Origin of the sequence: Streptomyces phaeochromogenes (assembly GCF_001418655.1) — a bacterium.
GTDB lineage: Bacteria > Actinomycetota > Actinomycetes > Streptomycetales > Streptomycetaceae > Streptomyces > Streptomyces phaeochromogenes.
The window spans coordinates 1-23969 of the sequence record NZ_LIQZ01000378.1; the positions used below are offsets into that span (position 1 = coordinate 1).

19 protein-coding genes and 4 pseudogenes are annotated in these 23969 nt (G+C 69.6%); 11 read left to right on the forward strand and 12 right to left on the reverse strand.

What is annotated here, in order from left to right; translation table 11 throughout:
• The coding region (locus tag AOK17_RS38910) for an IS110 family RNA-guided transposase (protein WP_063997354.1) at window positions 1–1289 on the reverse strand (1289 nt) is incomplete at its 3' end.
• A gap of 343 nt (window positions 1290–1632) precedes the next feature.
• Here AOK17_RS38910 and AOK17_RS50405 point away from each other — a divergent pair.
• Window positions 1633–1722 (forward strand): annotated as a pseudogene (locus AOK17_RS50405) (IS5/IS1182 family transposase); the annotation flags it as partial.
• A gap of 195 nt (window positions 1723–1917) precedes the next feature.
• Here the strand turns inward: AOK17_RS50405 and AOK17_RS38915 are convergent.
• A complete protein-coding gene (locus tag AOK17_RS38915) occupies window positions 1918–4764 on the reverse strand; it encodes a helix-turn-helix transcriptional regulator (RefSeq protein WP_206190909.1) in 2847 nt (948 codons plus the stop codon).
• A gap of 395 nt (window positions 4765–5159) precedes the next feature.
• On the opposite strand from AOK17_RS38915, the gene AOK17_RS38920 reads away from it, so the two are divergent.
• Entirely contained in the window at window positions 5160–6002 is an 843-nt protein-coding gene (locus tag AOK17_RS38920) for a MerR family transcriptional regulator (RefSeq protein WP_055617339.1), read from the forward strand.
• A 227-nt stretch (window positions 6003–6229) separates the two neighbouring features.
• On the opposite strand, the gene AOK17_RS49280 is transcribed toward AOK17_RS38920, so the two are convergent.
• From AOK17_RS49280 to AOK17_RS54270, 3 genes and pseudogenes are all read right to left on the reverse strand, one after another.
• Entirely contained in the window at window positions 6230–6661 is a 432-nt protein-coding gene (locus AOK17_RS49280) for a hypothetical protein (protein ID WP_245697640.1), read from the reverse strand.
• A gap of 42 nt (window positions 6662–6703) precedes the next feature.
• The gene (locus AOK17_RS38930; RefSeq protein ID WP_055617341.1) at window positions 6704–7723 is read right to left on the reverse strand and encodes an ISL3 family transposase; all 1020 of its coding nucleotides are present in this window, start codon (window positions 7721–7723) and stop codon (window positions 6704–6706) included.
• A 317-nt stretch (window positions 7724–8040) separates the two neighbouring features.
• A pseudogene (locus AOK17_RS54270) lies at window positions 8041–8271 on the reverse strand (ISL3 family transposase); the annotation flags it as partial.
• A gap of 247 nt (window positions 8272–8518) precedes the next feature.
• Here AOK17_RS54270 and AOK17_RS53695 point away from each other — a divergent pair.
• Complete coding sequence (locus AOK17_RS53695; RefSeq protein WP_257678041.1) at window positions 8519–8647, forward strand: hypothetical protein; 129 nt, start codon at window positions 8519–8521, stop codon at window positions 8645–8647.
• 848 nt (window positions 8648–9495) lie between these two features.
• Here the strand turns inward: AOK17_RS53695 and AOK17_RS51000 are convergent.
• The 3 genes and pseudogenes from AOK17_RS51000 to AOK17_RS49285 form a co-directional block, all read right to left on the reverse strand.
• A complete protein-coding gene (locus AOK17_RS51000) occupies window positions 9496–9969 on the reverse strand; it encodes a hypothetical protein (protein ID WP_157881486.1) in 474 nt (157 codons plus the stop codon).
• Between the two features lie 112 nt (window positions 9970–10081).
• Window positions 10082–10897, reverse strand: coding sequence for a hypothetical protein (locus AOK17_RS38940; protein ID WP_055617343.1), 816 nt, complete (start codon window positions 10895–10897; stop codon window positions 10082–10084).
• A 293-nt stretch (window positions 10898–11190) separates the two neighbouring features.
• Window positions 11191–11419 (reverse strand): annotated as a pseudogene (locus tag AOK17_RS49285) (IS5/IS1182 family transposase); the annotation flags it as partial.
• 390 nt (window positions 11420–11809) lie between these two features.
• On the opposite strand from AOK17_RS49285, the gene AOK17_RS38945 reads away from it, so the two are divergent.
• Genes AOK17_RS38945 through AOK17_RS38955 form a run of 3 tightly spaced genes read left to right on the forward strand, consistent with a single transcriptional unit; the run spans window position 11810 to window position 17185 of the window.
• Window positions 11810–12757 carry a hypothetical protein gene (locus AOK17_RS38945; RefSeq protein WP_157881487.1) on the forward strand — a complete coding sequence of 316 codons (948 nt, stop codon included), beginning with the start codon at window positions 11810–11812 and terminating at the stop codon, window positions 12755–12757.
• Window positions 12757–14895, forward strand: coding sequence for a bifunctional serine/threonine-protein kinase/ABC transporter substrate-binding protein (locus AOK17_RS38950; protein WP_055617345.1), 2139 nt, complete (start codon window positions 12757–12759; stop codon window positions 14893–14895). Before AOK17_RS38945 ends, AOK17_RS38950 begins: the two co-directional genes overlap by 1 nt.
• Before the next feature lie 55 nt (window positions 14896–14950).
• On the forward strand, window positions 14951–17185 hold the full coding sequence (locus tag AOK17_RS38955; protein ID WP_055617346.1) for a bifunctional serine/threonine-protein kinase/ABC transporter substrate-binding protein: 2235 nt from the start codon (window positions 14951–14953) through the stop codon (window positions 17183–17185).
• 165 nt (window positions 17186–17350) lie between these two features.
• On the opposite strand, the pseudogene AOK17_RS52860 reads toward AOK17_RS38955, so the two are convergent.
• Window positions 17351–17830: pseudogene (locus AOK17_RS52860) on the reverse strand (hypothetical protein); the annotation flags it as partial.
• A gap of 296 nt (window positions 17831–18126) precedes the next feature.
• On the opposite strand from AOK17_RS52860, the gene AOK17_RS38960 reads away from it, so the two are divergent.
• From AOK17_RS38960 to AOK17_RS38975, 4 genes are read left to right on the forward strand one after another with little or no spacing between them, the layout of a single operon-like run.
• Complete coding sequence (locus AOK17_RS38960) at window positions 18127–18702, forward strand: winged helix-turn-helix domain-containing protein (RefSeq protein ID WP_055617347.1); 576 nt, start codon at window positions 18127–18129, stop codon at window positions 18700–18702.
• Window positions 18699–19253: an SRPBCC family protein gene (locus AOK17_RS38965; RefSeq protein WP_055617348.1), complete on the forward strand. Its 555-nt coding sequence runs from the start codon at window positions 18699–18701 to the stop codon at window positions 19251–19253. The genes AOK17_RS38960 and AOK17_RS38965 overlap by 4 nt, the downstream gene beginning before the upstream one ends.
• Window positions 19250–19693: a DUF6069 family protein gene (locus AOK17_RS38970; RefSeq protein WP_055617349.1), complete on the forward strand. Its 444-nt coding sequence runs from the start codon at window positions 19250–19252 to the stop codon at window positions 19691–19693. Before AOK17_RS38965 ends, AOK17_RS38970 begins: the two co-directional genes overlap by 4 nt.
• Window positions 19690–20373, forward strand: a complete 684-nt coding sequence (locus tag AOK17_RS38975; protein WP_055617350.1) for an MBL fold metallo-hydrolase — start codon at window positions 19690–19692, stop codon at window positions 20371–20373. The genes AOK17_RS38970 and AOK17_RS38975 overlap by 4 nt, the downstream gene beginning before the upstream one ends.
• Window positions 20374–20756: 383 nt before the next feature.
• Here AOK17_RS38975 and AOK17_RS38980 read toward each other — a convergent pair whose 3' ends face one another.
• Window positions 20757–21095 carry a MerR family transcriptional regulator gene (locus tag AOK17_RS38980; RefSeq protein WP_055617351.1) on the reverse strand — a complete coding sequence of 113 codons (339 nt, stop codon included), beginning with the start codon at window positions 21093–21095 and terminating at the stop codon, window positions 20757–20759.
• A 1234-nt stretch (window positions 21096–22329) separates the two neighbouring features.
• On the reverse strand, window positions 22330–22740 hold the full coding sequence (locus AOK17_RS38990; RefSeq protein WP_055617353.1) for an STAS domain-containing protein: 411 nt from the start codon (window positions 22738–22740) through the stop codon (window positions 22330–22332).
• 202 nt (window positions 22741–22942) lie between these two features.
• Here AOK17_RS38990 and AOK17_RS54145 point away from each other — a divergent pair, with 202 nt between their 5' ends.
• Window positions 22943–23410 (forward strand): DUF3662 domain-containing protein, encoded by a 468-nt coding sequence (locus tag AOK17_RS54145; protein ID WP_055617354.1) that lies wholly within the window; start codon window positions 22943–22945, stop codon window positions 23408–23410.
• Window positions 23411–23488: 78 nt separating this feature from the next.
• On the opposite strand, the gene AOK17_RS39000 is transcribed toward AOK17_RS54145, so the two are convergent.
• A complete protein-coding gene (locus tag AOK17_RS39000) occupies window positions 23489–23965 on the reverse strand; it encodes an ATP-binding protein (RefSeq protein WP_055617355.1) in 477 nt (158 codons plus the stop codon).
• Window positions 23966–23969: the final 4 nt, after the last annotated feature.

Genomic DNA, 23969 nt, shown 5'->3' on the forward strand with positions numbered 1-23969 from the left:
GGTGCGGGTGCGGGTGCGGGGTGACAAGACACCCCATGCAGCTTTCGGGTCAAGCAGCTGCCGAGTGAGGCTGGGACGGAGGTGCTGAAGGCGATCGCTTCGTCGAACTTCTGGTGGTTGGTCAGGCAGTGGTGGAGCTGGCCGAGCATGCGGTTGAACAGATTGCGGAGGGCCGCATGGCAATGGTCGCCGGTGCCCCGTCGGCGGTTGTAGTGATCGTGTGCGCCGGGAGAGGCAGTCAGCGCGGCGAATGCCCAGTGCCGGCCGGTTGCGGCCAGTCGGTTGTTCTTGATCCGGCGGTGGGTGACGTGGCGGCTCATGCCGGACTGCCGAGTCACCGGTGCACTTCCTGCATAAGCCTTCAGATTGCCGGCGTGAGTGAACCGGGCACGGTAGTCGCCGATCTCGGCGAGAATCCGTGCACCGGTGAGCGTGGCCAGGCCGGGGAAGCTCGTGATGATCTCCGCGTCGGGATGCTGCAGGAACAGCTCTTCTGTGTCGGATGCCAGGTCGTCGCATGCCTTGCAGGCTGCGTCGAGCTGGGCAAGGAGGGCGAGTGTCTGTCGTCCCATCGCCTTCTCGACCAGGGCGGGCTGGCGAAGGCGGCCCCGGCAAAACACTTGAAGCAGCCGGTCGGTTTCTGCCTCGATACGGCGTTGGCGTCCGGCTCTGGTGACGGCGGTCCTCAGCCGTCCGCGGGTCAGGCGGGCGGCCTCCGCCGGAGTGGGCGTGATCGCCAGGATCGTGCGGGCCTCCCGGGACAGCAGCCGCTCGCGCTTCGCTGCGAACGCCTCGAGGATCGCGGGGTAGTACTCGCGCAGGTGTGATCGGAGCCGGCTGTGGGCGCGGGTGCGGTCCCAGACCGAATCCTGCTGAGCTCGCGCGAGGACGGCAATGGCCCTGACCAGGTCGGAGTCGGCCGGCAGTGAGCGGTGGAACTCGGTGTCCGTGCGCAGGATGTTCGCCAGGACGGCGGCGTCCTGGTGGTCGGACTTCTTCCGGGAGACGGTGTGCCGGTCGCGGTATCGGGCGACGGCCATCGGGTTGATGGCATAGACCGGGTGTCTGGAGGCCCGCAGGCAGGCGACCAGGAGTCCGCGGGAAGTCTCGATCGCCACCGGGATGGGATCGTCCGGGCTGTCACCGTGCTCGGCGAGCAGATGCAGCAGCTCCTGGAAGCCCGCTGCGTCATCTCTGATCCTGAGTTTGCCGAGCAGTCGGGCATCGGAGTCGACGACCGCGACATCGTGGTGGTCCTCAGCCCAGTCAATTCCGCAGGTTGCGTGCACGATGCGCTCCTTTCAACGCTTCGCTGCCGGTCGGCATCGAGCCGTGGCAGGACCACCCGGCGACCTAATAGAAGCGCTCTTGGGCGCACCACCCCATCAGCCGTCCGTGGTCCCAGCCCTGCCCAAAGTCCTCGCTCTCGTGAAGAGCTCGAAGGCTCTGGCCAATTGGGAGGTGGCTCTGAGAACGGCTCGAATCACGGCACGGTACGGCGACTGGAGTCGATATGGCAGGGGCCTGAACCGCGTCCGTCTTGTCGAAGCGCTCCTGACGCTGCGTATATCCCAGACGTCTCGCTCTGGCCCCTGCTGGCTGGCTCAACCGGCCAACCCACATGTCTATTAGGCGTACTCGTCCTGTCGTAACCGCTGCTACCTACGCAGGCGCAAGATCAAGCACACCATCCCAAAACCGAAGAATCAGCGGGCTAACCGCACCCCCGTACCGGAGCACCCGAGTACGGACTGGCTCCCGGCCGACTGTGCCGACTGTTCGGACAGGGCAGCTGACCGGTCCGGCACACCAACACCGCCGCTCGCTCACACAGTTTCGCGCCTCGTGGCTTGCTGACTTGTGACTTGTGGCTGATGCACAGGACCCCCGGTATCCGCGGCTCGAACCTTTCCTGGCTCATCCTCTCAAGGAAGGCCTCGGCGTGCGCCCCGCCATCAGGCCCGCCAGAGCTGCCCGCGATGAGACTCCCGTCTTGCGGTAGACCCGGGAGATGTGGGTCTCGACCGTGCGGCGGCTCAGGCAGAGTCGTTCGGCGATCGCCGGGCTGGTGAGGCCGTCGGCGACGAGGTCGGCGATCTCCCGTTCGCGGGCGGTCAGTTCGGCGAGGCGGCGCTCGGGCCCGTCAGCGGCGGCGGCCACCACCGGGCCAACCGCCTCGGCAAGACCGGTCAGCATCCCGCAGCCCCCGGCCACGGCGAGCCGCCGCCCCCGGTGCCAGGCCGCCTGCCCGCGCCGCGAGCCACCCGGGTCCGCCGCCGACAGGGAGGCGCCGAAGAGCAGGGAGAACGCCTCCCAGAACACCCCTCCGCTGCGGGCGCTCTCGTCAGCCGCCGCCACGAACAGGTCCGCCGCCGCCTTGTCGTCACCGAGACCGAGGCGTATCTGCGCGGCGCTGCGCATGGCAGAGGCCCGCTGCACGGGCAGATCGAGCCGCTCGGCCTCCTCGCGGGCCCGCTCGGCCCAGTCCTTCGCCGCGTCCAGGTCACCCATGGTGACGGCGGCGGTCACCAGGACCTCCAGGAACAGCGGACGCATGGAGGGCTGCATCCGCCGCAGGCCGGGGCCGCCGGCACGCAGGACCGCCTCCCGGGCACGAGCCGGGTCGCCGGCAGTGAGCGCCGCGTAGCCGAGTACACACCAAGCGATGGACGCCCACCAGTTGACGCCAAGACCCGCCGCGGCGACCGCCTCCTCGGCGGTGGCCAGTGGCCGCGGATCGCCCGGTGGGCAGGCGTCGACCAGGGCGTGGGCCCTGGTGGCGAGGACGAAGGCGAGCAGTTCGTCACTGCCGATGCCGCGGGCGATGTCCTCGGCCTCCTCGGACAGTTCCACCGCCGACGCGAGCCGGCAGGTCTGGGTGCGCACATGTGTCTTGCACAGGAGAAGGTGGGGCAGGAGGTATATCTGGCCGGTGCGGCGGGCAATGGCCAGGCCGCGATCGGCGTGCCGCTCGGCGTCGGCGAAGCGCTCCAGGAACGCCTCCGCCCAGGCCAGCCGCACCAGCGGCTCGCACAGGCCGGTCAGATCGCCGTCCGGCAGCGAGTCCACGAGGGCCGCCGCCCGGCGGGTGAAGTCGTCCGCCGCAGCCGTCTCCCCCTCGTACGCCTCCCCCAGCGCCGCGACGCTCAGCGCACCCGCCACCCCCGTCTCGTCCCCGAGGGAGCGGGCCACCTCCAGGGTGTGTGCCACCTCGGAGCGCACCGCCGGGTACGAGGTGTCGTGCGGGGCCGAGGAGCCCAGCTCCAGGCCCAGCGCCACCTGGTCGGCGAGCGACGGCGCGGGATCAGTGCGGTGCAACTCTCGGCGGAGCAGGGCGACCGCCTCCGAGTAACGCCCGAGATGGCGCTCCATGACGGCACACAGCACGACAGCAGACGCCCGCGATCCCGTCCCGTCGCCCGGGTCGGGCAGGGCGATCACCTGGTGCAACAGGTCCCGGCTCTCCCGGAGCCGGCCGCCGACGCCCAGCGCCCGGGCCCGCCGCAGCATCAACTCGCGCCGTCTGGCCGCGTGTTCCGGCGTGTGCGGAAGATGCCGCAGCACCACCTCAAGCCAGTGCGCGCTGCTCGCGGGCGCCGTCTGCGCGGCCTGCTCGGCGGCCTCGTCCAGCACCGCCGCCGCCCGCGGGTCCCAGTCGGACAGCGACTGCTCGGCGTGGTGCGCCCGCCCGGCCAACGGGGCGCCGGTACGGGCGAGTTCGGCGCCGACGAGCCGGTGGATCTCCGTGCGCTGCCATGGGTCGGTGCCGTCGCGGACGAGGCTGCGCAGCACGGGGTGACGCAGCGCGATCCGCCCGTGCGTGCCGGTGCGCAACAGGTCGCGCCGGGTCAGTATGGCGAGATCGTCGGCCAGTTGCCCCGGCTCGTGGCCGGTCACCGGGCCGAGCAGCGCGGGCGTGGCGTGGTCGCCCAGAGCTGCCACCACTTGGACGAGCCGGCCCTGCGACGGCGTCAGCGGGGTCAGCTCGTCGAGCAGTAGCGCCCCGAGGCCGGTCGTGGACAGTCGGCTCACCGACGCGCCCTCGCGGTGCGCCTGGAGCAGGGTCAGCAGGTACAGCGGGTTGCCCTCGCTCGCGGTGAAGAGCCGTACGGCCTGGTCGCGGGCCAGATCAGGGGTGAGCAGTTCGACGCAGTCCCGCTCGCCGAGCGGGCCGAGGACCGTCCGCTGTACCGTGCCGGTCTCCGTACCGCGGGTGAGGGTCGCGGCAAGCGGCGCGGGGCTCTGCCGGTCGCGGCGGGCGAGGACCAGCAGGACGCGGGCGTGCACGGGGTGCCGTACGAGATGGTCGAGAAGTTCCAGCGATGCGGCGTCCGCCCAGTGCATGTCATCCAGGACCACGACCAGCCCAGACGCCGCGGCGTGGGTCAACAGGGCGGCGGTGGCCCGGTGCAGGTGGAAGCGGTCCGTGCTGCGGGGAGCCCCGCTCAGCACCGGGGCGACCTCGGCAGCCTCCGGGAAGGATTCGACGACCTCCGGGGCGAGGTCGGAGAAGGCGTCGGTGAACGGCTGGAACGGGATGTGACGTTCGTACTCCGTCGCCCGGCCGCGCAGCACCGCTGCCCCGCGGCGCGTCGCGGCCAGGCACAGCTCGTGGACCAGCCGGCTCTTGCCGATGCCCGCCTCACCGCCGACGTCCAGCACCGCCGGGCGGCCGGGCACGTCCCCCACCAGTTCCGCCAGCAGCCGGTCGAGCCGCGCGAGTTCCGCCTCTCTGCCGACCAGCGGTGCCTGTTCCGTCGTCATACCCTCACGCCCCCGCGACAGTTGGTGCCCCCGCACATTCTGTCGTACGCCACTGACAACCTGTGGCTTCGTGTCCTCGATCTCACGCCGCGTCGACGGCTACGCGTCGACGGCGAGCCGCCGGCCCGAGCGGATGGGCGTCGATCAGCGCGGGACGGGCAACCCTCGTCCGGGTGGGATGATGGGGCTCCTTGGAAATCCCCAACCTCTGCTCGGGGTGCCATCAGACCTGCTCGACGGGTCTCCCCACCTGTTCCGGGCCTGTCCTGGGATGGGACACCAATGGCGAGGGAGCGCCCGATAGCCCGTCAGGGTCCGGGTGGTGTGTAGTTGCACATGCCGTAGCGGCATGTGGTGTCGTCGAGGGCACCACAGCACGAAAGGCCCTGTCTGCGATGTACCCCTCCGCCATGCCTCCCCGCGAGGTCAAGATCGGCGATGCCGCCGCCTTCGCCGGAACCACCCCGCGCGCCATTCGTCACTACCACCAGATCGGTCTGCTGCCGGAGCCCGAGCGAGGCGGAGACGGACGCCGCCGCTACGGCTACGACGACATGATCCGCCTGCTGTGGATCCGCAAGATGTCCGAGGCCGGCATCAGCCTGGACGACATGCGGGCCGCCTTCAACGAAGCCCGGGACATTGAGGACGTCCTGGGCCGGCTGGAGGAGACCCTGGCCGCCCAGGAGGCCGACATCAAGCGTCAGCGGGCGGCCGTCCAGCGCCTGCGGGTCGTGGGCAGCCCACTGGGCTTGCTCTCCCCGTTGGTCACGGACCGGCTCAGCCACCTGCCTTCTGGCGCACTGCGCCCCTCCGACCTCGAGGCCCTGCTGGTCACGGAACGGATCTTCGGGCCGCTGGGCGCCGCAATTCAGGCCAGCGTGTTCATCATCCTGGCGACCCATCCCGGCCTACGGGCCGAGGCAGACCGCCTCGACACGGCCGACGCCGCCCTCGATGACACCGTCGACCCCCACGACCCGCAGGTCGAGGAACTCGCCGCGCAGCACTGCGCCCACCACAAGGCCCTGCACCAGGCCATTGAAGCGGCCGGAATGGACGTGGCCGAGGAGAAGCTCTTCGACCTCTACGACGCCGAGGCGAGCGGCGAGGAGGAGGTCCAGATGAGCGCCTTCGAAGCGGTAACCAAGATGCCCTACGGCTTCTCCGCGGCCCGGACACGGTGCGTGGAACTCACAGGACAGCTCCTTGCCGAGTACATCTCCACAGACAGCTGATCGCTGGTGTGGCCGTGGGTGAGGATCCCGGATCGGCCACCGACACGAAGCCAGCGTCTCGACGTCTCGACACGGCCCGCATACTCCACGAGTGGGAAGCCCAAGCCGACGACCCGGGCCACGCTCCTTGAAACTCCCCACTTCGTTGAACACCAGAGCGAGTGTGCGAGGAGCATCCCTGGCCGTTTTCACGGCTCTGGCCGCGGTTCCGTGATCCCGCTTGATCGTCAAAGTCCGGGCGGAGGAACGGGCCAGGGGATTCCATCTGGTGAGTTGTTTGTCGGCCGTCCAGCCACCACGTAGTCGTGATACTCGTCCTGGACCAGGCCAGCGTTGACCCACCTTCCGCGTGCCGCACCGGTGATGTCTTCGGCGGCTGCGAGGGCGGCAAGCGGGTCGTCGCGAGTCGCGACAAGGCGGCCGAACTCCTCTTCCTCATCGTCGGTGCAAAGAGGAGGGAACTCGACCACGTCAACGAAGGTCTCGTGACCGACGTCTGCCACAGTGTGCAGGTAGATCTCGTAGCGGATCTTGACCGGTCTGAGCTCGATGTAGCGGATGCCGGGACGCTCGGGTGAGCCGGCAGGGCCGAGGAACTGCTCGATTGGTCGGCCCCGTCTCAGGGCCCCAAGGGCGAAGGACTCCGTCAGATAGCGCACGTGAGAAGCGTAGAGGGCCTGCGGGGACCGTCGGCGTGATGCTCATGGCTGGGTGAGGATGCGGGGCCGGAGGAGTTCGAAGGATGCCCGGCCATACATGGCTCGCTTGAGTGTTTTCACCCGGTTCACGTGCCCCTCGACAACCCCAGAACTCCATTCCAGGGTGAGGCCGGCGGTGACGGCGTCGAGGTCCTGGCGGAGGAAACCGGCGAAGCCCTGCATCGGTTTCGGGGCGTCCTGTTCGGCCTGGCGGATCCACTCCAGCAGCAGGAATCCGTGCCGGTGACGGACGAGATCGGCGAACGCACGGGCGAGGTCGCAGGCCCGCGTGACGTCCGGACAGGCGAGCCGGACCTCCAGCAACCTGCGATCCTGACTGTCGGTGAGGGTCTCGCGGGGCCGCATGATCCACGAAGTGATCTTCCGCGGGCTGGGTATGTCGGCCCGGACCGGTTCAGCGGTGCCCGCCCGCAGAGCGGCGAGGTGCTTGCGGACCACCTGACGGCTGCCGCGGTAACCGCATTGGTAGATGTCCTGGAACAGGCGGGTGCCGCTGACCTGGCCCTGTGTCTCGGTGAAGCGGGCATTGAGGTATGCCTTGAACGGCTCCAGAACGCCGTTGGGGCGGCGGTCGCGGGCGGAGGCCAGCAGTTCATCGAGGTCGGTGTCGCGGAAGCGGCGTACGGTCTTGCGGTCGAGATTGAGGCGGCGGCCGATGGCGCTGATGGTCCAGCCCTTCTCCACCAGGCGGTGGATGTCCTCGTAACGGTGACGGGTCCGTTCGATGATCTGGGTGCGGGACAGTTCCGGCACGGTCGGCTCCGTCGCTTGCTCGGCGTGTTTGCGCAGGCAGTTGCGGTGCTGGTGGCAGGTCTTCTCCACCGCGGCGGACAGGTTCTGCAGCAAATGCCACCGATCGGCGACCTCCAGGGCGTCCGGGGCGGCTTCCCTGACCGCCTTCGTGTAGGCGCTGGCCCGGTCCCTGCAGATGATCTCGGCACCGGGATGGTCCTTGAGCCAGGCCGCGAACCTCTCGGAGGTGCGGTCGGGAAGCACATCCACGACTCGGCACCGGCCTCGACGTCGACGAGGACGGTGCCGTACGTGCAGCCCTTACGGAAGGCGAACTCGTCGACCCCCAGCACCTGCGGGGCACGGTCTGGTACCGGCGGCGCCGTCAGGAGCCTGAGCAGCCGGGTGCGGCCGGCGGCCACCCGAAGACGCCGGCACAACCGTGCGGCCGGACGGCCGCCCAGTTCGATCGCAATCGACCGCAGCCAGCCTGTCAGTCCGGTGCTGGAGCGGCGGTGCCGCTCGGACAGGCCCGGCACCTGCTCGACGAACGTCCTGCGGGCACAGCTCCTCCGGTCACAGAAGTACCGGCGAACCCGCAGTCGGACTATGACCCGGCGAAATCCCAACGGCCTCTCATCCAGGCCGCGTTGATACGTGCTGTGTGTGCGTCTCGCCTGCCTGTGACAGTCCGGACACCAGCCAGGGCGAGCGGTGGACGCCGCCTCCACCACAACGACGTCGGAGGAGTCGCTGACGCGCTCCACTCGCACATCGATCCCGGGAAACAGCACAGCCTCAACCGTCTCGCTTGCCATGCCGGGACATACTCTGCCGAAACGATCCCTCGCTCACCTCCCTGACCTGGGGATTCACGGAACTGCGGACAGAGCCGTTTTCACGAATCCCCATCAGGGACGGGTGGGCCGAACGGATGCGGAAACTACGTAACCGATCTACGTAACAACACGATCGTCCCGGCCGACGCCCGGGGATGAATCAAGACCCGTAGGGGCCGCCGCCGTTGCCGCATCGGGAAGGCTCCGGGGATCACGGGGAGGGCAGATGTTGATCGCTGGCGTAGTGGCGGGGATCGTCCTGATCGTCGTATGGGTGGTCCGGCGGTCGGACGGCCGGTACCGGTTCCGGCCGTCGTTCGAGGCGGCCTGCGAGGTCACGGTCGGCGGCCGGTGACTCGTGGCGTACTCCGGGCACCGCAAGGTGATCCGCCTCGCGGACCCGGCAACGCGCGAGGACACGGCGGTCGGCGGTCCTCACGGACTCGCGCACCTGGATCCGTACGCTGTGCGAGGCCGACGTCGACGGCAGGCCCCTGCCGGCGTCCGGCGGCCGGGACGGGGTCGTCCGGCTCTGGGATCTGGAGAACCGAGGCGCGCGGGTGGCCTCCCTCACCGGTCACCGCGGCTGGGTGTACGGGCTGTGCACGGTGCGGGTCTCGGGGCCGCGACCTGCTGGCCTCGGCGGGCCGGGACGGCGCGATACACATCTGGGACCCGCGCGACGGCCGGCTGGTGCGCACGATCGTCACCGGCCCTCGGAGGGGGTGGACCACCGCCCGGTGTCAGGTGCGGACAGGCGGGCGAACGCTGCTCGCGGCCGGGCACGGCAACGGCACAGTGACCGTGTGCCACGCCAAGTGGGCTCAGGAGGAATGAGGGCGGGCCACCCCGCGTGCGTGATGAAGCGAAGCCACTGATGAATGGGCTGTCGACCAAGATCAACCTGTCCACGCGGAGCTTCGCGTGGTTGTGTACCCACCGAAACCGATCTGGACAGTCAGGCCCTCCGGTTCCTGTCCGGCCTGCTGCGGACTCGACGCCGCGGGCTTGCCCCGGTGGCCCCGCCTCTCGGCGGACCGGCAGGCCTGGCCCCGAGTTTCCTGGATAAGTTGATCTTCGAGGGCATCGCTGCAGGTCGGCTTGGCTTTGAGGGGTTCGTAACTGTATGGCCCAAGCTTAATGAGCGCTTGGTCCTGCGGTGGTGTCCGGTTCGCAGATCAGGCATCTCGCCAGGGGGTCGCGCTAGCTGGGCGGCCACCGGAGAGCGTGCCCACCGAGCGACATCAGCGGCGAGCCGGGCCCGCGCACCCCGTCCTCGTACCGCCAGTAGCTCAGGCCGAAGGCCCCGGAAAGGAACCCGGCGAGGAAGCCCAGCGCCAGCGGGCCGACCGGGTTGGGGGCGCCCTCCTCGACCACTTGCCCGCCGACCTGGAAGATCGCCACCCCGAACCCGAGCGCCGCCGCTACCCCGGCCAGGCCCAGCAGCAGCCATACCCACCGGCGGGTCCTGGTCGCGGCGACACTGAGCACCTTGAACTTCAGCGGCTTCTGGCAGCTCCCGCATTCCAGCGCCTCCACCCGCCGGCCCTTCTCCGGCCGCTCGATGTCGATCGGGTAGAGAGCAAACCGGCGGACGACATGGCTGCTGTGAATGTCCTTGGACACCATGTGCGCATAGCTCAGACCTGGATACGGACCCAATTCCCGCTTGCTCATAGCAGACTCCCTGTATCGGATACCTGTCGGACCGTCAAGATGATCGATCAGTCCTCCCCCACCAGCTGTTCCGTGGACTCACGGCCCCGCCGGTCGGCGGGTCCCCACATGCTCAATCTCCGTCACTCGGGGCGCGCAGGACGTCGTCCACGTCGAAGCTGAACGTCGGCGTCGGGTACAGCGGGTCGGGGACACCGGTGGTGTCGGGCACGTCGTACGGGTCGGCGGTGGGCTTGCCCTCGGGGCTGCAGACATGCGGCGCCGCCGGAGGCGACAGCTCGTACTCGGACACCCGCTCGGTCCTGAATTCCACGTCCCCGCCGCCGATGTTGACGCCCTCGGACCCGGTGCTGATCTGCTCGGGCAGCTCCTTGCGCTTGAGGGGCCTCCCGACGTACACCGCGACCAGGGCCCCCACGCAGACGCTGCGGTCACCGGCGTAGAGCCTCTCCGGCGGTTTCACGAGGTGCTCCTTGCGTCCGTCGACGCGCAGCTCGGTCCGCTTCACGGAGTCCATGTCGAAGTAGTAGTCCGGCGGGGCCTCCGTGGCGCTGGTCGTGTTCTCTCCGGCGCCCCCCGAGCCGTAGGTGAGCTTCCAGAACTCCACCTGAACGGTGACCGTTTCGCACAGCGGGCCGGTGTAGCCCGCCACACTCTCGTCGATCGTGACCGGGTCCTTGGAGGTGTCGACGCCTGCGGCGGGGGCATCGGCTGCTATTCGCACCCAGCGCATGATCTGCTCCGTCGTCCACTCCCCGTTGGGGTGGCAGCCCTTGGCGTTGGTCGGGTAGGGCGGGGAGGGCGTGGCCGACGGGGTGGTCGGGGCGGCGGTGGCAGTGCCGGTCACGGAGGGCGTGGCGGCCGATGCGTCGGTGCCGTCTCCGTCGCCCGAGCAGCCGGCCGTCAGCAGCGCGACGGCCGCCAGCAAGGCGGTGACCGGAGCGGCGGCATACCGAGCCGGTCGGTTACGTCCCGTTGGGGTGACGGCGCGGGCCAGCCACCGTACCCGGTCTCCTGCAGACTCCAGCAACGTCATCCTCCTGACCTGTGCTCAGTGGCTCTCCGGTCGCGCACGGTTCACCCTCGATCAAGAACCTCTCCTAAGCGGACGCTGAAGAAATCAGTAGAACTACGCAATCGGCTACGTATGTTCGCCGGCCACGGAGTTGCCGCAGTGGCATCCTCTCCACGGATCAAGCTTTGTGCCCCCGGGGGCTGTCGCGCGCCGATGACGGCTGCGCGGCGTTCGTAGCAGCGGGCGAGGCGCTGGAAGGCGTTCTGTCGGGGTGGGTTCGTTCGACGTGCCGGCGTCGGCTTGCCTGGATCGGCGCCTTCTCACCCTTGTGGGCGACCCGGCCGTGCAGACCGCGCTGGCCGAGCAGGGCCGTGTCTTGTCCGAGTCGTAGTCGGCGTCCAGCGGCACTGCGATGTCGTTGGGCAGCGGGCCCAGGGCCACCCGGGAGGAAGCGTATGGCCGCTGTCCGCTGTCCGCTGTCGGGAGCCGGGAGCCGGGTCGATGCAACGGGGGACGTCGGAGTCGAGGTAGTCGTGGGCTTCGGGACTGCCTCGCCTCGGTGTTGCGCATGCTGCGCCCGACGTGCTGTCGGCCGAGCTCCTGCAGGCCCTCGGCGAGGCACCGGTTGCCGACGGTTCACAAGACATATCCCGTACTTCATGAGCACTCTGAACTACCTTGAGTAGAGGGGGTGTTGGGGGAACCGTCCGCTACCGGCACAGCATCGTTACAGGCATGAATAGCGGCCGTTGACACGGCGTGCGCGGCAGCCGTCATGCAGCGCGTCTGGAGCCGGAGGTTGAGCATGCGACGAGGGGAGAGATCGTGACGTATGCGAGGGCCCGGTTGGTCTGCGGGGTCGTGATGACGTGCGCGACGCTGCTGGCCGGCTGTACGGACGGTGGCAGCGGTCCGAGCGGGGAGACGACGCGAGGGTCGGGCCCGCATGCCGCCCGAAGTGATGGTGACGCGGAGACCGGGTCGGCCACAGACACGAACGCGGGCACCGGCGCCGGTGCCTTACCCGCGGCCTCGCCGACCGAACAGGCGGACCCGGCGAAGCAGCCGCATACCGCGGCCGAGGCGCGGGCGTTCGTCCGGAAGGTGATCGCCGATCCGGGGCTTGTCGGGTCGGGGGCGGCGCCGGGGACGCCGTACGAGAGTGACCCGAACACCTGGGCCGTGCTGGGCGAGGACTGCGCATGGCAGCGGGAGGGGCTGCCGAAGGACGTACTGGCCACGCTCACCCGGCATTTCGAGATGCCCGCGAGCGGTGCCGAGGTACCGGTGCGGCTGTCAGTCACGGTCACGGTGCACCGGACGGCGCTGGACGCCGCCTGGGAGCAGGCCGGGATGCTGGAGGAGGGTGTCGGCTGCCCGGAGCAGACCCTGCGGGCGGGCGAGCGGCTGACCGATCTCTCCTCCGTGGCCGTCGGGTGGGGCGAGAGCGCCAACACGTCCAGCGACGACTCGCTGTCGGAGTCGGGCATGTGCGTCAGCGACACCCGGGGCGGGCCGTACCCCTACTCGTGGACGCAGTCCGTGTTCGGCTCGGTCGTGATCGCCGCGTCCTCGTGCGGAGGGAAGGAGGACACGACGAGCGAGCTGGATGTGGCCGTCAGGATGCTGTTGCGGGTGCAGGACGCGATCGGAACCCCCACCGAAGCTGGTTCGGCCTCACCCGAACCTGACCCGGCTCCCTCACCCGGAAGCTCAGGAAGTCCCACGAGCCCCACGAGCCCTGGCGTCGAGGACAAGAAGGGCGGCGAGTGATGGAGCGACTGCTTCCCGCCGACCCCTCCCGCCTCGGCGGCAACCGTCTGCTAGGGCGCCTGGGAGCCGGCGGCATGGGCGTGGTCTACCTGGCCCGCACCGGGACCGGCGACCTGGCCGCGGTGAAGGTGATCCAGCCCGAGTACGCCGAACAGGCCGAGTTCCGGGCCCGTTTCCGCCGGGAGGCGTCCTTGGCCGGGCAGGCCGACAGTCCGTGGGTGGTGCAGGTGCTCGGCGCCGACACGGAGGCGGCGGCGCCGTGGCTGGCCACCGCGTTCGTGCCCGGACCCTCTCTGGCGGAGGCGGTCGCGGCCTGCGGGCCGCTGCCGGAGCGTGCGGTACGGGTGCTGGGCAAGGTGCTGGCGCGCGCCCTGACCGCCGTGCACGAGGCACGCCTGGTGCACCGGGACGTCAAGCCGGGCAACGTCCTGCTCGCCCTCGACGGCCCCCGCCTGATCGACTTCGGCATCGCCCGCCCGACAGCGGCCGACGAGACAGAGTTGACCTCGGACAACATGGTGGTCGGCACCCCCGGCTTCCTCTCTCCCGAGCAGGCACGGGCGCAGCAGGTGGGCGCGGCGAGCGATGTGTTCTCGCTGGGGTGCGTGCTGGCGTACGCGGCCACCGGCCGACTGCCGTTCGGCACCGGCGCGGCGGACGCGCTGCTGTATCGCACCGTGCACGACGAGCCCGAGTTGGGCGGGGTGGCGGACGCCGAGCTGCGGGCGCTGCTCGGCCGCTGTCTGGCGAAGGAGCCGGAGCAACGGCCCACGGCCGCCGAGGTGGACGCGGAACTGGTGGAGGACGCCCCGGCCGGCACCGTGGACTGGCTGCCCGACCCCGTCGTACGGATGATCGCCGAACGGTCGGCGGAGATGCTCGCCCTGCCGGGCATCGAGCCCACCGAGGTGTCGCTGGAGTCCACGGGTCACAGCCGCCGCAGGGTCCTCGCCCTGGGAGGCGGCGCGGCGCTGCTCTTGGCTGGCGGAGGGGCCGCGCTGTGGGCGGCGATGCGCGACGACGACCCGGGGACACCGACCGCGAGCAGCCCCTGGGTCATCGGCCTCCACGCGGATCTGACGGGCCCGCTGCGAGAGACCGGGCGGGCGCAGGAGCGGGGCGCGCGGCTGGCGGTGGAGCGGTTCAACGCACGCAAGGGCAGGCCGTTCACCCTCGCCCTGCGGACCGAGGACGACCGGGGGGAGCCGGCCCGCGCGGTCCAGGCGGCGCGGCGGCTGACCGGCACCGCCGATGTCCTCGCCGTGCTCGGCCCCACCGGCTACTCCTCGGCGCAGGCCGCGCTGGAGGTCTACGACGGCGCCGGGATGCCACTGCTGACGGTGTCGGAGCTGTCGACCAGTGCCGCGCAGTCGGCCATCGCCGGCACCGCTCCGCGCTCGTACTTCCGGGCCGCGTCGCTGTCCGCGTACGGCGCCCTCGCCACCGTCACCGCACTCGGCGCGGCGGGTGTCGGCACGCTGGGTCTGCTGGGCGACAGGGCGGGCAGGCTGGCCGGCATGGAGTCCGTGATCGTGGTCGGACTGCAGGCACGCGGTCGGCTGGAGCTGTACCTGCGTGTGGTGCCCGCTGTCGCGAGCACGAGCGCTCTGGGACCCGTCACCGACGACATGCTCGGCCGCGGTGTCGACGGCTTCTACTACATCGGCACCCCCGAACGTGCCGCCGCCGTGGCCCGCACCCTCGCGGAGCGGAACTTCACCGGGCCCCGCTACCTCGATGCCGCCTCCGCCACCGACGCCTTCATCTCCGGGGCCGGCCAGGCGGCCGAGGGCTGGCAGGTGCTGACGTCCTACATCGGACCCGACGCCGCACCCGTGAGCGCCTTCGCCAGCGCCTACCGCAAGCGGTACGGCAGCGCGCCGGGCCCGTGGGCGGCCGAGGCGTACGACGTGACGCGCCTGCTCGCCGACCGGCTCACCGCCCTCGCCCCGAAGGGCGGGAAGCGGCCCGCCCACGACCGGCTCACCCAGGCCCTCGCCGCGGCCCGGTTCACCGGGGTGGCGGCGACCTACGCCTTCGACGACCAGAAACGGATGAAGCAGCAGCGGCTCCACCAGTACCGCGTCCACAACGGCCGGTTCGCGTACAGGGGCGTCCTGGACGTCACCGGAACCTGACCGACGCGGTAGGAACTTGAGGGGCTGAACGGGAGCCGTAGGAGGGTCTGGACTGATGCGGGCGCTGCATGCGCAAGACCCCGGCGAGCTGGGCGGGCACCGGCTGCTCGCCCGGCTCGGCGCGGGGGGCATGGGCATGGTCTACCTGGCCCGCACCGCCGACGGGACCCTGGTCGCTCTGAAGGTCATCCGCGCCGAGTACGCCGCCGACCGGGCCTTCCGGGAACGGTTCCGGCGCGAGGCGAGGCTGGCCAGGGGGTTCACCTGCCGCTGGCTGGTGCCGGTCACCGCCGCCGACGCCGAGGCCCGCGAGCCGTGGCTGGCCACCGCGTTCGTGCCGGGGCCCTCCCTGGCCGAGGCGGTGGACGGCCACGGACCGCTGCCGCCGGCCGTCGTCACCGCGCTCGGCGCCCGGCTGGCGGAAGCACTGACGGAGGTGCACGGTGCGGGCCTGGTGCACCGGGACGTCAAGCCGGGCAACGTCCTGCTCGCCCTCGACGGCCCCCGCCTGATCGACTTCGGCATCGCCCAGTCGCCGGGTGTCACGGCGCTGACCGAGCCCGGCGCGATCGTCGGCACCCCCGGCTACCTCGCCCCCGAGCAGGCCCGGACCGGCGGCGAGGCGGCCCCCGCGAGCGACATGTTCGCCCTGGGCTGTGTGCTGGCGTACGCCCTCACCGGACAGCGGCCCTTCGGCCTCGGTGATCCGGCCGCCGTCCTGTACCGCACCGTGCACGAGGAACCCGACGTGCCCGGCCTCGACCGGCTGCCGCTCCCGCTGCGTACGGCGATCACCGGCTGCCTGGCCAAGGACCCCGCCGGGCGACCCACGGCAGCCGAACTCGCTCGCTCCCTACGGGATGCCGATCAGACGGCGACCGGCCCCGATCAACAGGCCGCTCCCCATCAACAGACCACCCCCGCTGAGGGGTTCACCTCCGCCCCCTCCGCCGACTGGCTCCCCTCCGCCGTACTGCGCCTGGTCGCCGACCGCTCCGCCCGAGCCCTGGACCCACCGCCCCGGCAGAGCGGCCCCACGGCCCTACTGGAACCCACCGTCGTCGGCGAAGGACGCGCGCCCTCCCGGCGTCGGATCTTCGCCATCGGCGGCTCGGCCGTCGCGGTCCTCGCCGCATCCGGCACCGCGATCCTATTGACGAACCGTCAGGAGACCGCGCAGGGCGGCGCGGCGCAGAACCTGCCCGCCCATGTCATCGGCTTCCAGGCAGCCCTGACGGGTGATCAGAAAGGGGTCGGACTGGCGCAGGAGCGCGGTGCCCGGCTCGCCGTGGACGCCCACAACGCCCGCAAAAACACCCGCTTCCGGCTCGCCCTCACCTCGTACGACGACCGGGGCGAGGCCGGGCGGGCGAAGGAAGGGGCCCGCAAGCTGCTCACCGAGCGGTCCCTGTGTGCGGTGATCGGCCCCACCACCGTCGCCGCCGCCCGCGCAGCGGTCCCCCTGTACACGAAGGCGTCCACGCCGGTCCTGCTCGTCTCAGCCGACTACGACGCATTGGGGCTGTCCTCGGCCACGGAACGCACCCTCTGCGTGACCACGGCCCCGAGCAGGTACCGGACCCTGCCGGTGCTCGCCTACCTGACCTGGGTCCGCAAGGTCGAGCGCACCTCCGTCGTCCAGGACCAGGCCGCGCCCGAGATGGCCGAGACCGCCCGCGGCCTGCGAGAGACACCGCCCAGCGAGGGCACCGCCACGGTCCACCCGGTGGCGTCCGGCACAGACGACTTCGGCCCGGCCGTCGCCGCCGCGCTGGCCACGCAACCCGAGGCCGTCGTCTACGCGGGCACCTCGCCGACCCGGGCCGCGGCCTGTGCCCGCGCCCTGGCCACCGCAGGTTTCACGGGTCCCCGGGTGACCTTCGAATCCGTCATGCGCCCGGCTTTTCTGGAAGCCGCGGGCGAGGCCGCCGAGGGCTGGGTTTTCGGAGCGCCCTACAGCGAACCGCAGTCGTCGGACAGCAAGGCCGCCCATGCCTTCACCTCCGCGTACCGCAACCGCTACGGCACCCCTCCCGCCCGCTGGGCCGCCGAAGCCTACGACGCGGTGGGTCTGATCGCCGCTTCCCTGGACGCCCATGGCGGCGGCGCCGGCATCACCCCCGGACAGGTCGCCGAACGGCTGTTCAAACTCAGCTACGACGGCGTGGCCAAGCCCATCCGCTTCAACCAGGACATCACCCACGGACTCAGACCCGAGAACACGAGCTTCCTGTACCAGGTCAAGGACGGGAAATTCCGCTTCCTCGGCCGGTACGACCAGGTGAGCTGACCGGCGCCGTTCCGCAGCCGAACCGCACGCCCGGCGGTGATCTCTGCGACCAGGCGCCAGGCCGCTCGATGCCAGCCGAGTCACAGGCCGGTTGCCGTCCACGACGATCAAGTCCGAGGGCGGCAGATCCGGGCGACGGTGCAGGCGGTGGACCCGTCGATCGCTGACCTGCGGGTCTGCGAGGAGAGCGACTCGGTCAGCCTCCACGTCGAAGCCGAGCACCTGATGGCCATAGTCGCCCTGCGGGTCCATCAGCACCGACTTGCCCAACCGCCGCCCGATCTCCCGAAGGAAGCCGCAGAACACATCAAGTCGCTCCTGGCCCTGCAACTCCCGCAGATCGACGTCGAAGTCGACTTCATCGGCGGCATGGAAACGGAAGATCGCCAACACATCGGCAGACGGCCAGACCCGCAGGTCCGGACACTCGGCATCCGCCGGGCGGGACAGCACGCCCTCCGCCCGGGGCACCGGAAGCACCGCCTCTCCCTCGGAGTACTGGCACTTCCAGCCCGTCTCCGCAACAAGATCGAGAACCGCCTGCCAGTCCTCCACCGAGGCATTCGGAACACGCACGTCTGGCAGCAACCCCATCAAGTCCGGGTCGAAGAAGCAGCTCACGTCATCCCACAGCAGATCAGCCACTCCGCCATGCTGCCCGGCTCCCAGACCCAACGCACCCCCGTTTCCCTGGCCAAGGACATAGGGGCACCCCCCAAGTCCACTTGCCGTGGTGGATACCCACTGGGAGTCACCTCGATGACTCTGTCGCTCTCGTCGAGCACCGATTGTCGACTTCCATCAGCACCATCCAGGCTGCGGTCGGGCTGAATGTCGCCGAGATCCGTCACCACGGTCGGTCCCGGCAGCCCTCAACAGGGCGGCCATCGACTGCGCAAGGCCCTTGACAATATTTTCTGTCAAGGGCTAGCTTCGAGCCCGTGGACGACATTCGAGTACTCAGTGACGCCGTCGTCGTCGAAGTAGCGCTCGATCCGATCCGGGCCTCGATCCTCGATGCTCTGGCTGAACCGGGGTCAGCGGCATCGGTCGCGGCGACCGTCGGCCTGACTCGTCAGAAGGTGAACTATCACCTGAAGGCGCTGGAGGCGCATGGACTGGTCGAGCCGGCTGGCGAACGCGCTTGGGGCGGTATTACGGAGCGTTACGTGCGGCGCTCGGCGCGACACTTCGTCGTCGCCCCCGACGTGCTTGAGGCCAGAGCCCCCGATCCGAATGAGGTCGCCGACCGTCTCTCGGCTGCCTATCTGGTCGCAGTGAACGCTCGGACCGTGTCCGAGGTCGGGTCGATCGCGAGCGGTGTCGCGGCGGGAACGCGAATGCCGACCCTGACTGTCGACACGGTGATCGGGTTCCGGTCGCCTGAAGATCGTGCCGCCTTCGCTTCCGAGCTTCAGTCGGCGATCGCGGCGCTGGTCGCCAGATACCACCACGACGACGGGCGACCCCACCGTCTGACCGTTTCGTCCTATCCCCGGCCCGAGGAGCCCTCGTGACCGATTCCGACCGACCTGACCGCGTCGAGCACCGGGCGGAGTTCACCCTTGAGGTGTCCGCTACCCCGGAGCAGGTGTGGGAGGCGATTGCGACTGCCGATGGGATCTCTGCCTGGATGGTGCCGACCCGACTGGACCCGCGGAGCGGTGGTGAGGTGTCGTTCGATCACGATGGGTTCCGGTCGACGGGTGTCGTCACCGGCTACACGCCGAATCGTCGGTTCACGTACGAGGAACCGTGGCCGATGACCGAGGAGATGCGTGAGTGGGTGGCCGACGCCGCTGACCACGAGATCACCGACGATGACCTGTCGGCGGTGACCCCGATCGCTACTGAGTTCCTGATCGAAGCAGCGTCCGGCGGCAGTTGCGTGCTCCGCGTCGTTTCAAGTGCATACGGGAGCGGAGCGGACTGGGAGAACGAGTTCTTCGCCGAAATGGTGGCCGGATGGGGCACAGTCCCGTTCGGCCCCGAGGACAAGGAGCCGTTCCTCGGCATCCTCGCCAGGTATCTCGACGCGGCACACTTCGAGCAAGGGGCAACCCAATGACCAGCTCGCACACGACCGGCCACGAACCGAGCGTGCAGGCTGCTCAACCAAGCACGCTTCTTCTTGTCCGACGTGGTGGGCTCGCGGGCGCCTTCGCGGCCGTCTGCACCACGGCGATGGCTGCCATCGCCCGCGCCGCTGACGTCGGTCTCGAGGTCGACGCCACTGCCATCCCGATCGCTGCGTTCGCGTTGTGGACCCTCGTCGGGGCCGCCCTGGGAGTCCTGATGGCCCGCCTCCTTCGCGCGCGCCGACGGTTCCTCGTAGTGACCGTTGTCGCTACCGGGTTGTCGCTACTCCCGCCGATTGCACTACCGGACGACTCTGCCACCAAATCGGTTCTCGTCTCAGCCCACCTCTTGGCGGCGACCATCATCATCCCGATTCTCAGCCGGGGGCTCACTACCGTCGCTGCCAACGGAGGAACCCGATACCGATGAACGTCTCCGCCGCCATCACCATCACGCCGATCCTCGTTGCCGACCTGCTCGTCGAGGGCGAGGTGATGCCTGTATACGTGCACGTCATCGACCATCCCAATGCTCGGGTTCTGGTCGACACCGGCATGACGGAGCTGCACCCGGCGGTGGTGGCCGCCTTCGATCCCCTTCTCTATCCACTGAGCAGGCAGGACTTCGACGTCGCCGGCATCGACATCGTCGTCAACACGCACCTGCACGCCGACCATTGCGGCGGCAACCACCTCTTTGCCGACAGGCCGATCTACGTCCAGCGTCGGGAGCTCGACGACGCCCGCAGCCAGGACGATTACACCATTCGCGAGTGGGTCAATGCTCCCGGACTGCGGTACGTGCCGGTCGACGGAGAACTCGACCTGCTTCCCGGCGTCCGGCTCGTCCCAGCGCCAGGTCACACACCGGGGACACAGGTCGTGGTGGTCGAAACCGGCGGACGTCCAGTCGTCATCTGCGGCGATGCAGCGGTGTGGTTCGGGGAGCTGGACGAACCACGCACCGAGGGACAACAGCGAATCCGCGCGCTCGATCCCGAGAAGGTCTGGCTCGCGCACGAGCACGAGCCGTGGCGACCCGGCATCGGCCACACCGAAGACCAGGGCCCGGCCGAACCGCGAGATGGCCAAGGTCGGTCGACCACCTGAGGGGATTCGCCCCGTGCCCTGGCCGCCGCGACGTGAATGGCACATCGTCCCGGGGATCGGACGCGCCTGATGGCAGAGGGCCGGGTTGACCTCTATGCCGCGATCGGGCGCGACGCAGACTCGGGGTTGTCGAATCGAGCGCTACAGCGCAAGTACGGTGTCGGGTACCGGAAGGTCGCCGCCGCGGTGGAGTCGGCGGGCGAAAGCACACCGGGTGAGACGCCCGGGGTGTAGATCGAACAACCGCGCCAGTCAGGCCGGTCTTCTGCGGTTGAGGTGGCTGGACTGCGCCACTCGGAAGAGGATCCCCGATGACAACTTCCGCGCCCCTGATCGCAGAACTCGACCCGTGATCCCGCCGAAGAGGCCGGTGTCCAGCCTCTTCAGGCTGCGTTCGTCGGGCTGGCCGATTCGGCGGCGCGGCGGTGTTTGGCGTTGATGCGCTGGGCTTCCTCGAGCTGGTCTTCGAGGATGACGATGCGGCAGGCGGCCTCGATCGGGGTGCCCTGGTCGACGAGTTCCCGGGCGCGGGCGGCGATGCGCAGCTGGTAGCGGGAGTAGCGGCGGTGTCCGCCCTCCGAGCGCAGCGGGGTGATCAGGCGGGCTTCGCCGACGGCGCGCAGGAAACCCTGGGTGGTGCCGAGCATCTCGGCGGCCCGGCCCATGGTGTAGGCGGGGTAGTCGTCGTCATCGAGCCGGTTGAACGAGTCGTCTGCTGTCATCGCACCTCTCTGCGGAACGCATGGAGGGGCCTTGGTGCCGTACGGCACCAAGGCCCCGAAGGAACTGCTACACCATCTGCCGGCCCTGGTACTGCGCCGGCCTTCTGTTTCCGCACGCCCACCCGGGAGAGGAGGGGCAATGCGGGGATCGCGGTTGCCTGACCGGAGACCACCTCACTATCGATGTCCTGCGGTACCCGGGCCCAGTCATTCCGCCCGGGCGATCCTGATGGCGCTCGGCTCCTCCGTTCTTCCCTCTTGATCAACTGCCTTGTACTGCTGGTGATACGAACTGCTGGTGGCCTGAGTGAGCGCCACCCTTCGGCAGCCAGCCCCGTCGCCCGTCCTGCGTCTGCTCTGGCTTAGAACCCCACTGCCGAACCTCCCGGCACGCGCGCCCGCAGCCGACGCCTTTACCGAGGTGCTGCTCTCCTACTTCGCTGCTGGGTACCGCGAACTGCACCTACGGGTACTGCTACTGCGGTCCTGCTCACGGCGGCCCCTGATCACTGTGGGCCACCCGGTCCGGTCGTCAGTCCCGTCGCCGTCCTGCAACAACCCTGGCTCCGGAACTCCACCACCGCACCGTCCTGCGGTACTGCAACTGCGTACTACTGCCCTGCAGTTCATGTCTGCCGGGCTCTGCTCGATCTCGACTACAAGAGAAACCATAACCACACCACCACCCAATGTCTACTCCGGCCAACACAGATTTCCGTGCACTCGACAGCGAGATAATCGGCCTCGTACAGCAACGGGGGCGGAGGCAAGACCGTGAGCGCTCTCCTCACCCGGCAGCCCCAAGGCACCGACGCCGACCGGGGTGACCAGTGACCCTCCCAAGGATCAAGTGCTCAGCGTCAACGGCTCAGCCCGGACTGCGGTATCGGCGGCGCACAGAAGGCCACCAGCGCTTCTGGCCAACGAACTGACTGCCGAACGCGTCGATCGCGGTGCGCACCGCTTGGGCGTGGTCCCACTCCGCGTCACACTCGCCGGTGGGCGTACGCCAGGACCGCACCATGCTCTCCGCCGTCTCCGCTACCGCCTCCGGCACCGCGAACAGCCGGCACAACGGGGCCAGAGAGCGACACAGAAGCGTGCCGTCACCCAAGAGGGGGACCAGGGCGTACGACCAGCCGGCATCCTCACCCAGCTGCCCCGGGACACGCGGGCCTGTTCGGGTGCACGGATCCGGGCTGAAGGTGCAGGCGGCTGTGGCGACTCCCGGAGCTCACGGCGGCCCGCCACTGTGCGGCTGGGGAGGCCAGGCGGGGCGATGGGCCGCGGGCAGCTCCCTGAGCGCCTGACCGACCGTTGGCCAAACGGGCAACAGCTCAATGCTGCCCGTTTGCACCAGTAGTTCCGTCAAGCGTCGCCCCGCCCCGGCCAGAAGGATCTTGCCGTTCCTGCGTTCCAGCAGCCAGCGGACGGCGAGCAGGCAGTTGAGTCCCCGCGAATCACAGAAGACGAGGGCCGTCACGTCCAGCACCAGGGAGCGATGCCCGGCGTCGACGCTGGCACCGAGGGTGCGAAGGAAGAACTCCTCGCAGGTGTGGTCGAGTTCGCCACTGACCCGCAGGACCGCGATGTCGTCGCTGCTGGCAAGCTCGGTGACGGTCAGGCGATGGGTCTGCGTGGACATCGCACCTCCATCCGGCCGGCGTACGAAGGGCCGTCGCGATCGGCCCTCTGCGCGCCGGCGCCCCAGGCGGACCGACGAGCGCCCGCAGCAGTCCTGCTCAAGCCAGCCCGACTCCATGCGGCTGCCGTGTGCTCCGGGCACCGTCTGGTCCGATACCCGTATGGGTGCGTGTGCCCCGCATTCCGCAGGGCAGCGGAACCAGATGAGATTCCTTGCCAGCCTGGAACACACCATGGAGCGATGGTCCACCACCGTGTGGCAGTCGCTGGTCCCCCGCCAGAGGAAGCAGGCAGAGGTGGTCGGGATACTCCGACGCGAGTGCGACGACCGCGCCCTGATCCTGGACCGTCGCCGCACCCTGGTACCCAACGCCTTCGTCATCGAACTCCCGCCGGAATCCCACCGACAACTGACCGATGACAGTGCCCAGGTAGCAGGCCACCTCGCGGCTCAAGTCCGCCGCCATGCAGCAGAGCAGGGATACACCTTTGCCGGCCCCGTAGCAGTTCACCTGGCACCGGCCGATGACGCAAGCGTCGGCCGCTTCCGCATCCGAAGCCACATCTCCCCCCCTTCACAGATGACGCGAAGCCCGGCAATGCCCAGCACGATGGTGCCGTCGAGCCGCTTGACCGTGTCACGGAAGGCGGGCTGTGCGAGACAGCTGTGAAGGCAGTCCCCGGGACGCAGGCTGCTGTGCGTCAATGACTCGGAGGCTGCATGGGCCGTCGCATCGAGATGGCCGACGTCACAGGACCTGGCGGCCGGCCACGTCCCCGCCGGGATCATCAGCGAGTACCACGGCCACGGTGATCCGCTTACCCACCGGCTCCCGGTCAACAGCAAAGCTCCGGCACACCGCCATCACGATCTCCAGACCGTGCTGACCGATCCGGCCCGGGTCGGCCGGCAGCACCGAGGGCAGCGTCGTGCTGCTGTCCCACACACAAACCTGCACGGCAGCATCCCTGATCTCCAGGTCCAGCAGGCACGGACCCGGTGCGTATTTATGGGCGTTGGTCACCAACTCGCTCACCACCAGCTGCACCATGCCCATCGCCCGCCTCGGCACCGGCAACCCATGCACCGCCTGCACCATCACGAGAAACCCCTGGGCCACGTCACGAGCCGCAGCGATCTCCTCACCACCCTCGAACGCAACGGAAACCGCTACCGGACGCGCTACCAGCGGATCCTGGACCTCCTCCCACCCGGCCAGACCCATACCC